The sequence below is a fragment of the Pseudomonas sp. MT92 genome (genome assembly GCF_058792515.1).
Genome location: NZ_JBXAFA010000030.1, coordinates 21,717 through 30,995, shown reverse-complemented (window position 1 = coordinate 30,995; position 9,279 = coordinate 21,717). Strand labels below are relative to the sequence as shown.

The 9,279-nt window shown below is 57.7% G+C and carries 11 protein-coding genes and 1 pseudogene; 7 read left to right on the top strand and 5 right to left on the bottom strand.

Annotation, left to right across the window (positions count from 1 at the left end):
* Nucleotides 1-218, top strand: a pseudogene (locus AC1Q6D_RS32280) (hypothetical protein); the annotation flags it as partial.
* 332 nt (nt 219-550) lie between these two features.
* Here AC1Q6D_RS32280 and AC1Q6D_RS32275 read toward each other — a convergent pair.
* Nucleotides 551-952 carry a hypothetical protein gene (locus AC1Q6D_RS32275; protein ID WP_492618504.1) on the bottom strand — a complete coding sequence of 134 codons (402 nt, stop codon included), beginning with the start codon at nt 950-952 and terminating at the stop codon, nt 551-553.
* Between the two features lie 278 nt (nt 953-1,230).
* On the opposite strand from AC1Q6D_RS32275, the gene AC1Q6D_RS32270 reads away from it, so the two are divergent.
* Nucleotides 1,231-1,725, top strand: coding sequence for a cupin domain-containing protein (locus tag AC1Q6D_RS32270; protein WP_103406909.1), 495 nt, complete (start codon nt 1,231-1,233; stop codon nt 1,723-1,725).
* Nucleotides 1,726-1,906: 181 nt separating this feature from the next.
* On the opposite strand, the gene AC1Q6D_RS32265 is transcribed toward AC1Q6D_RS32270, so the two are convergent.
* Nucleotides 1,907-2,227 (bottom strand): isochorismate lyase, encoded by a 321-nt coding sequence (locus tag AC1Q6D_RS32265; protein WP_103406908.1) that lies wholly within the window; start codon nt 2,225-2,227, stop codon nt 1,907-1,909.
* Between the two features lie 84 nt (nt 2,228-2,311).
* Nucleotides 2,312-3,241 carry a LysR family transcriptional regulator gene (locus tag AC1Q6D_RS32260; RefSeq protein ID WP_103406907.1) on the bottom strand — a complete coding sequence of 310 codons (930 nt, stop codon included), beginning with the start codon at nt 3,239-3,241 and terminating at the stop codon, nt 2,312-2,314.
* Between the two features lie 323 nt (nt 3,242-3,564).
* Between AC1Q6D_RS32260 and AC1Q6D_RS32255 the strand changes: the two genes are divergently transcribed.
* Genes AC1Q6D_RS32255 through AC1Q6D_RS32245 form a run of 3 tightly spaced genes read left to right on the top strand, consistent with a single transcriptional unit; the run spans nt 3,565 to nt 6,349 of the window.
* Entirely contained in the window at nt 3,565-5,001 is a 1,437-nt protein-coding gene (locus AC1Q6D_RS32255) for an NAD-dependent succinate-semialdehyde dehydrogenase (RefSeq protein WP_103406906.1), read from the top strand.
* A gap of 11 nt (nt 5,002-5,012) precedes the next feature.
* Nucleotides 5,013-5,351, top strand: coding sequence for a carboxymuconolactone decarboxylase family protein (locus tag AC1Q6D_RS32250; protein WP_047527810.1), 339 nt, complete (start codon nt 5,013-5,015; stop codon nt 5,349-5,351).
* Nucleotides 5,348-6,349: an NAD(P)H-quinone oxidoreductase gene (locus AC1Q6D_RS32245; RefSeq protein WP_492618503.1), complete on the top strand. Its 1,002-nt coding sequence runs from the start codon at nt 5,348-5,350 to the stop codon at nt 6,347-6,349. Before AC1Q6D_RS32250 ends, AC1Q6D_RS32245 begins: the two co-directional genes overlap by 4 nt.
* Nucleotides 6,350-6,398: 49 nt before the next feature.
* Here the strand turns inward: AC1Q6D_RS32245 and AC1Q6D_RS32240 are convergent, their stop codons facing one another.
* The gene (locus tag AC1Q6D_RS32240; RefSeq protein ID WP_047527813.1) at nt 6,399-7,037 is read right to left on the bottom strand and encodes a LysE family translocator; all 639 of its coding nucleotides are present in this window, start codon (nt 7,035-7,037) and stop codon (nt 6,399-6,401) included.
* A gap of 162 nt (nt 7,038-7,199) precedes the next feature.
* The gene (locus AC1Q6D_RS32235; protein ID WP_492618502.1) at nt 7,200-7,433 is read right to left on the bottom strand and encodes a hypothetical protein; all 234 of its coding nucleotides are present in this window, start codon (nt 7,431-7,433) and stop codon (nt 7,200-7,202) included.
* Between the two features lie 55 nt (nt 7,434-7,488).
* On the opposite strand from AC1Q6D_RS32235, the gene AC1Q6D_RS32230 reads away from it, so the two are divergent.
* Nucleotides 7,489-8,454: an amino acid ABC transporter permease gene (locus AC1Q6D_RS32230; RefSeq protein ID WP_047527814.1), complete on the top strand. Its 966-nt coding sequence runs from the start codon at nt 7,489-7,491 to the stop codon at nt 8,452-8,454.
* A 15-nt stretch (nt 8,455-8,469) separates the two neighbouring features.
* Nucleotides 8,470-9,240 carry an amino acid ABC transporter ATP-binding protein gene (locus tag AC1Q6D_RS32225; RefSeq protein ID WP_103406849.1) on the top strand — a complete coding sequence of 257 codons (771 nt, stop codon included), beginning with the start codon at nt 8,470-8,472 and terminating at the stop codon, nt 9,238-9,240.
* Nucleotides 9,241-9,279: the final 39 nt, after the last annotated feature.

The following is a 9,279-nucleotide window of genomic DNA, read 5'->3' as shown; positions in this document are numbered from 1 at the left end:
CCTTCTGGAAAATGCCCTACCTGATCGCCGAGTGGGCCCACCGCAAGGGCCGCCCGACCCTGCCGCAAAGCGTGCAAGCCTGGTCCCGACCACTGCCCCCCGAACAATGGGCCAAGCCCAGCCCGGCGCTGCAAAAAGCCAACGCACTGGTGAAAGCCGCGATGGACAAGAAGGGGGCGAACTTCATTGATGCCTGCAAAGCGGCGGGCCTGCATTGAGCGCGCCGTTGCAAACGAGGCAGGCTCGGTGTACTGCCTTTCGATGAGATTCGAATAGTACGTATTCGTGATTTGCAAAAGACGGTCAAGGCGTGCGGCGGTTTGAGGCGGTAAGCGTCCGGCAAGAAAGGACGTCTTTCTGGGTAACGCGTCCGCGAGGGCAATGGTAGACGGTGGCAGCGCGTCGGGAAGTATGAGATCGAACCGGGATTTTGAAGTGATCAGCGACTATGTGTTTGCGCCATGTGCTGCTGTCTGGATAACCAACGAACACGAAAAAGCCCGGCTGATCAGGCCGGGCTTTTTGTGGATATTGCGGTGAGACGATGTTTTCAGGCGACGGTGTTGCCTTGCAGGCGGTCGGAGCCATCGGCAGCGACGGTGTTGCCTTGCAGGCGGTCGGAGCCATCGGCAGCGACGGTGTTGCCTTGCAGGCGGTCGGAACCATCGGCAGCGACGGTGTTGCCTTGCAGACGGTCGGAGCCATCGGCAGCGACGGTGTTGCCTTGCAGGCGGTCGGAGCCATCGGCAGCGACAGTGTTGCCTTGCAGGCGGTCGGAACCATCGGCGGCGACGCGGTTTTCGATCAGGCGGTCCGAGCCACCTTCAGCCACACGGCTTTCAATCAGACGATCCGAGCCACCTTCAGCGACAACAGGCTGTACAGAGGTCGCGGCAAAAGCGTTAACGGCGAAGATCGAGAATGCGATGCTGAGGATGGTTTGGCGTTTCATGATCGTGTGCTCCGGGGTGTTGTTTGTTGGGTATGGAGCCCATGTTACGCCGCGGTATTTTTAAGAGAACTTCATTGAGGTGATTGTGAACATCGACGGGATTGATAGGGCGAGCAGAACACCGCTGGTGAGCGTGATGAAGAGGCGAAGCCTATGTGGCGGCACATTGATTACATTGGGTATCAACTGTAATTCGCGATCATGCCGTTATCAGTAAAGCCAATCAGAAATAGAGTCCGCCTGACGATGTTGTCTTCTGCGCAGTTAAGGTGCCTCTCATGATTCAGAGCATGATCAAAACGGCGGGGCTGGCCGCCCTGCTCGTCGCAAGCGCGGCAATGCCACTCGCCCAGGCACAACCCTTGCCACTCGATAAAGTCGGTGCCTTGCATAATGAAGACGTGGAATGGCGCAACTTTCCGGCTTTCCCGAAAGAAGTGAAACTCGCTGTAATCGCCGGCGACCCCAGTAAACCTGCACCTTATGTAGTGCGAGTCAAAGTGCCCAATGGCATCAAATTAATGCCCCATACCCATCCGGAAGATCGTATCTACACCGTCATGTCCGGTGTGTTCTACATCGGCTTTGGCACTGTTTTCGATCCAGACAAACTGGTGGCCTATGGTCCGGGGAGTGTGGTGATACTCCCGGCCAATACGCCGCACTTTCATTGGGCGAAATCAGGGGAGTACATCTCGCAAGTCTACGGAACGGGGCCGCTGGGGCTTGAATACATCGATAGCCATGATGATCCGCGCAACGCGTCGAAGTGACAACGCCGCGTCCAGGTCAATACCCCTGTAGGAGCGAGCCTGCTCGCGAAAAACCCGAGGGCGTCGCAGGTGCCCGATTGCCAACGAAGCGGGCGCCATCAGGCAGCCCGCGTTTTCACACAACCTGGTGCACCACGGAGACACGCCCGGTGCGCCAGGCTGGATGTCCGATAATCCGGGATTACGTAGTGGGTAATTGCGCCGACCAGTGTTTCATCTCTTCGGCAATGAAGTGGTTAACCAAGTCGCTATACAACTTTTCTATTGCATCCGGGCTCAGGCCTTCGGCCTCTGCCCATTCGCGGCGGGTCGCGAGCATGGCATTGAATCGCTCCGGGGCACGCACCGAGGCCGCCGAGGTCTTGAATTTCGAAGCCGCAAGCACGTACTGGAAACGCTTGCCCAACAGCTTGATGACGGCCCGGTCGAGGGCATCGATCTCGCGTCTGATGTCCTCCATTCCGGCGCATTCTGAGGGTTGCAATTGATTGGAAACGTCCATGTGAGTCACTCCCTTTGCTGAAATAAATTGTGAAACGGCTGATGTGTCATTCAGGGTCTGACTTTCCCGAGTGTCTCGAGCCGGTTACCTACCGATAAGCTCTCTTGCGGTGTCTGCCAATTGGCTACCCACCCGTGCTTTTAGCGTTTCTATGAAGCGGGTTATCTTCGCATCGACAAACTGTCGGGACGTGTAAACGGCATAAACATTGCGCTCGTAGGTATGGTACTCCGGCAAAACACGCACGAGTTGTCCCGAGCGCAGATCGTCGATGGCCGAGAATCCGGCCAATAAGCCAATCCCCGCTCCGGATCGAACGGCGACTGCCATTGCATCCATATCATTTACGCTAAAGCTCGGCCCGGTGGGTACGAAAGTGGCGGTGCCGGATTTGCTTCTCAGTTGCCATTCATCCCGTGCGTAATCAACGGTTCCCAGCAACAGGCACTGATGATCGTTGAGGTCTTCAGGCGTCGCCGGCGGTGCATGTTGTGCCAGGTAGGCAGGGGACGCGACCAGCACGCAATGACTGACCCCAATTTTTTGACTGACGTACGCTGAATCCGGCAGCGTTCTGGCAATCAGAATTGAAACATCCAGTTGGTCTTCCAGCAGGTTCGGCATCCGTTGGGATAGCAGCAAATCTACTGTGACTGCCGGAAACTCCTTGCGGTACTCAAGGACGGCGCTGGTCACCAGATGACGCGCAAGGCCGGGCACGCTATGCACCCGTAGCGTGCCCTTGGGTTCCAGGATCGAATCACTTGCTTCGGCTTCAGCGTTTTCGAGGTCGGCCAGGATTGCCGTACAGCGCTCGTAAAATCGTCGACCGGCGTCAGTCACGGAAAGGCGGCGAGTGGACCTTTGCAGCAGGCGGGCATCGAGCATTGTTTCGAGCGCAGAAACGGCACGGGACACATTGCCGACTGTCGAGTCCAGATGGTTGGCCACTGCAGTGAAGGTGCCCATCTCAACGACTTTTACGAACACAGACATATTTGAAAATTTGTCCATCCCTACCGTCCTTTTCTACCGGTTTAACGCTCAAATTACAGAGAAAATCCACTGAGGCTGTTCAGTGCTCGTGAGCGCAACGCCACCACCCACCGACCCCGCATCATGGACGTTGACTGTTGAGGACACAACTCGACGACGGCGCGTGATCTTCCCTCTGCACACAACAATGATTCCCACGTGGCTATCTAAATCAAACCTGTCGCCCTCCATAGACTTGATTGCACGGGCCGCCTGAACCGGCTCTGTCGTAAACCACCGAAGCGAGGATTTACGCAGCGCGCTTCGGCCCGATTCCTGACAATCAAGTGAAGGCCACATCGATGAACACGCCATACGACGCGCTCTATCTTTTCATTGGGGGTGAGTGGATCAGCGCTGAAGGGCGCGACACCGCAGCCGTCATAAACCCAGCTACAGCAAGTGAAATCGGACGTGTGCCGCTGGCCACTTCAGCCGACCTTGACCACGCCCTTGAAGTCGCCCGGCTCAGCTTCCAAACGTGGCGCCAGACGGTGCCGGACCAACGCGCAAAAATTCTCAAACGTGCCGCTGATCTTATCCTGGAGCGAGCGCCGCACATCGCATCCCAGATGACGCTGGAGGAGGGCAAACCCCTTGGCGAAAGCATGGACGAGGTCACGCGTGCAGCAGAGTATTTTGAGTGGTTCGCCGAAAGCGCCCGCCGCATCGATGGCCGCGTCGTGCCGGCCAACCGCCCAGGCGTGTTGCAACTGGTGAAGCGCCAGCCTATCGGCCCGGTCGCAGCCTTCACGCCCTGGAACTTTCCAGCCATTACTCCGGCTCGCAAGTTATCAGCTGCTTTGGCGGCAGGTTGCAGCGTCATTCTCAAACCCGGTGAAGAGAGCCCTTCCACGGCGCTGGCCCTTGCTCGCGCCCTTGATGATGCGGGGTTGCCCAAAGGCGTTCTGCAAGTCGTTTTCGGTGTACCGGATCAAGTCTCCAGCCACCTGATTGCCTCGCCGATCATTCGCAAGGTGACCTTTACCGGTTCCGTACCGATTGGGCGACTGCTGTCGACCAGGGCAGCCGCAGGCGTCAAGCCAATCACTTTGGAACTGGGTGGCCACGGCCCAGTGCTGGTGTTTGAAGACGCCGACATTGAAAGGGCGGCAGTGGAAGGCGTGGCGAATCGGTTCCGGGGGACAGGGCAAGTCTGTATCTCGTCAACACGCTTCCTGATCCAGCGTGGTGCTTATCAGGCGTTCACTGATCACTTTGTTGCGGCAACCAACGCCCTGAGAATCGGCAACGGCCTGCATCCCGATACTCAGGTCGGGCCACTCGCCAACCCAAGGCAATTGTCAAAGATGGAAGAACTGGTGGCTGACGCCGTCGAGAAAGGCGCGCGGGTGCTTGCCGGTGGCGAATGCCTGCCAGGACAAGGCTTTTTCTTCCAGCCCACCGTTTTGGCTGATGTGCCCATGGACGCTCGGGTCATGCATGAAGAACCCTTCGGCCCGATCGCGATTTTGATGCCCTTCGATACGTTGGCCGACGGCCTGGAAGAGGCCAACCGCCTTCCCTACGGGTTGTCTGCCTACGCCTTTACCGCCAACGCCCGGACCGCCATTGACGTCGCAGATGGCCTCGAGGCCGGAATGATCGGGATCAATCAATACCGAATTGTTGCTACTGAACTTCCCTTCGGCGGCATGAAGGAGAGCGGTCATGGCTCAGAGGGCGGCATTGAAGGCATCGAACACTATCTGACCAACAAATTCATCAGCCAGATTTAAGGACGCCCGAAATGTCGAACATCAATTTCAGCAGCCCTCGTGAAGCGGCCAGAGCGTTCACCCCAAAGCTGGCGCAGTTCGTCGACGCTACGCTCTATCCGCAAATCTGGAGCGATCCGGCACTGTCTCCACGTGACCGCAGCCTGATAACGGTGGCTGCGTTGATTGCCGGTGGTCACTCCGAAGAGCTGCCTGCGCACCTGCGGCGCGCGGTCAGCAATGGGGTCACCCATGACGAAATATCCGCAGCGATCACCCACCTGGCGTTCTATGCAGGTTTCCCGGCCGCCATCACCGCGTCCGCCATTGCCAATGCCACATTCACTCAATCGCAGGCGAAGCAACCATGAAAGCCATCACCATTGAAGAATTCGGCAACCCCGACGTACTGAAGTTGAGCGATGTTCCCGACCCGCTAGTACGCCCTGCCGACTTGCTGGTGCGGGTCTATGCGGCAGGTGTCAATCACGCGGATCTGACGCATCGCACCGGTGGCTACGGGCGTCCTGATTTCGGAGATTCGCCCATCATCGGGCTTGAGATCGCAGGCGAGGTCATCGAAAAAGGCAATGCCGTCGTTGGTTTCGAAGTGGGGGGGCGGGTGATGGGCGTGGTGGGTGGCGGGGCGTATGCCGAGCTGGCACGCATTGACTACCGCATGGCCATGCCAATTCCTGCTCAACTGGATTACGTGCACGCGGCGGCAATTCCCGAGGTGTTTGTCACCGCTCATGAGGCGCTGATGCATCTGGCTCGACTCAAGCCAGGTGACTCGGTCTTGATTCATGCCGCCGCGGGTGGTGTTGGCTCCGCTGCGGTGCAGCTCGCTTACGCCACAGGTGCGACGGTTTATGCGACAACCGATGGCAGCAAGTTATCCCGCGTCGAGCATTTGGGTGCCGATGTCGCCATCGACTACAAGAACAGTGATTTCGCCGAAGTCATCGCCGGCAAAACCGATGGCCGGGGTGTCGATGTCATCATCGATTTCGTCGGCGAACCTTACTTCGCCCGCAACCTGGCGTCACTCGCTAACGGCGGGCGGCTGATCCAGGTTGGCATCCTTGGCGGTGGCGGGAAGGTCGCCCTGGAGCTGGAGCATGTTCTCTACCGTCATCTGCAAATCATCGGCACGGTCATGAAATCCCGTACCCCGCCGGAGAAGCACGACATGATCAAGCGATTCCGCGAGCATTGGCTTGAACGGTTCGAAGGGGGAGGATGCCTGGAGCCGGTAGTCGACAGTACCTTCCCCCTGTCACGCGCCGCAGATGCCCATCGCAGGATGGAGTCGTCCGAAAACGTCGGGAAGATCATTCTCACAATGCAGCCTGCGGACTTGCTCTAAGTCTGGTCTTCTGCGAGAAGTGCCTGCCAAAGGTGCCGATACTCAAGTCTCAGGCCGTCTGCCGGCGTATAGCGAGAATCGCAGCGCCAAACCCGATGAATGTCACCCCCACCACCCGGCTAACCCAGCGGGACAACTCGGGTCGTACCAGCAGGCCCTTGGCGCGTGAGGCCAGCGCGGCATACAGGCTCAACGACGACACCGAAAGCGCCATGAAAATCGCGGTCAGGATCATGAATTGTGGGAACAGGGCTGCGCCTTGATCGATGAACTGCGGGAATAACGCCGTAAAAAACAGCGTCGCCTTGGGGTTGGAGAGCGCGGTAAAAAACGCCGACCTGTACAGTTTTAGCCGTGTGGGCCTGCGGCTCAGGCCCTCATGAATGCCATCAGCCAGCAGCGGCGTCTTATTGAGCAACTGCCTCACCCCCAGGTAGAACAGATACCCGGCGCCAACAATCTTTACCATGTTGAACAACCCTTCGGAGCTGGCAAGCAGCGCCCCCAACCCCAGCATTGCAGCCCCCGACAGGCAGAACAGGCCAGTGGCATTGCCCAACGAGGACCAGATCGTGCTGCGTTGTCCGTGGGCGAGGCTGTTGTTGATCGCCATTAATGTCGCTGGCCCGGGGCTGGCGATGGCAATCGCGGCGACCAGGGTAAAAGCCAGCATCGTGTTCGTGTCCATGGGTCCAGGCTCCTGAATAACTGAGGGTATGCTACCGGAGACTTCGTTACCTGATGATGCAAATTACGCATCACCTACAGGAGTCACCGAAGCCCAGCCAACAATGATGGGGAAACTGTGTATCGCCTCGCGGAGAAAGATGTTCCCGTCGATGGCTTCTACTCAGTCAGCCAGACGCGTGTCATCACCCGGAGGAGTGCGCAGTCGATAAAAGCCTTGCAGCGATCGATAAAATCCAGGTCCTCCTTTATGGCGCTCGGGATGGCGCTCGGGCGCAATCCAAAAAAGCCTTGCCGTCAGAATGGCCGGGAGTCCTGAGCAGATGTCAGGGTCATAACCACCGATATGCCGGAAAAAACCGATAAATCCAATATTCTGCCGGGTCCCGCCCGGCATTTCGCACACTCATAATTGGCTTACAACAAAGGGACACCCCTAAGGAGCGTAAGCCATGTACAAAGACCATATCGTCAAGGCGCGCATGACTGACAGCGCCCTGTTCATGGGGGGAGTCGCTGCAGTCATTTTCATCATCACGCTGGTCTGCGGTGTAGGTGAAGGCCGTCTTTCCACGTTGATGGGGCCAATCGTTCTCGACTTGAAAGCTCCTCTGGCGCGTGACATCGCCGTCGGGGGGACCTTCACCATCACGGCCGTACTGAATCTGTTCATCCTTGGGCGGTTTCCCTTGCGGGCGCAGATCATTACGGTCTGGTGCGAATTGCTGGTGCTGTTCCTTTTATTCTTCGACACCTTCAATCTTTCTTACAGCTTCATCGCGACCAAAGTCGGCTTCATGATCACCCAAGGGGTTTTCACCACCGTCTACGTCTCCGCGATTTCCATTGCCATTGCGTTTGTCCTGGCATTGCTGGGAGCGACCGCGCGTTTATCTTCCAACGGTTTCGCCATCGCCATCGCGAGCTTCTACACCTCGTTTTTCCGAGGTGTTCCGCTGCTCATCCAGATCTATCTCATTTACCTGGGCATTCCTCAGCTCGGCTACGTGGTCGGCGCCGTGCCGGCAGGGATTCTGGCGCTCTCGCTCTGCTACGGCGCCTATATGACGGAGATCTTCCGTGCGGGGATCAGCAGCATCCCGCGGGGTCAGTGGGAAGCCTCCCGGGCGATTGGCCTGAACCCATTTCAAACAATGACCCGGGTCATTCTCCCGCAGTCCATGCGCCTGATCATTCCGCCAACTGGCAACCAGTTCATCTCGATGCTTAAGGACAGCTCACTGGTGTCCGTGATCGGCGTCTGGGAACTGATGTTCCTGGCGCGAACACAAGGACGCGCCGAGTTCCGTCACCTGGAAATGCTCATCACCGCAGCCGTGCTGTATTGGCTGCTGTCGATCGTGCTGGAAACCGTTCAGTCGCGTCTGGAAAAGCACTTCAATCGCGCCCACCGCTGAATCAGGAGCCTTACGATGAATCAGCCGTCAGCTTCAGCACTCATTGCCCCGTATCCCGCCATATCGATTCACGAGATGCAAAAATGGTATGGCGATTTTCATGTGCTCAAGGGCATCGATCTGCACATTTCCAGCGGCGAAATAGTGGTCGTCTGCGGTCCATCGGGTTCCGGAAAATCGACGTTGATTCGCTGCCTGAATCTGCTGGAAGACTTCCAGAAAGGCAAAGTCTTCATCGACGGAATCGAGTTGACCCGCAATGCCGCCTGCGTGGCCAGCATCCGGCGCCAGGTCGGCATGGTCTTCCAACAGTTCAATCTGTTTCCGCACATGACGGTATTGGAGAACCTGATGCTGGGGCCGCGCCTGGTGAGCAGGCTCGATGAGTCGCAGGCTCGCCAACTGGCTTACGAGTACCTGGATCGAGTGCGGATCGGGAACCAGGCGGACAAGTACCCCAGCCAGCTCTCCGGCGGTCAGCAGCAACGCGTTGCCATCGCCCGGGCCCTCTGCATGCGACCACGCATCTTGCTGTTCGACGAACCCACCTCGGCACTTGATCCCGAAATGGTCAAGGAAGTGCTGGATGTCATGGGCGAGCTGGCTCAGGACGGCATCACGATGGTGTGCGTCACCCACGAGATGGGGTTTGCCCGGCGGGTCGCCGACCGGATCATCTTCATGGATCAGGGTTGTATCGTCGAGCAGGCCAAACCCAATGAGTTTTTTGAGAACCCGCAGCATGAACGCGCCCGAGAATTTCTGTCACAGATTCTCAGCCACTGAGCAGCATCGTCACACCGTCCAACGTCATCGACAAAAACA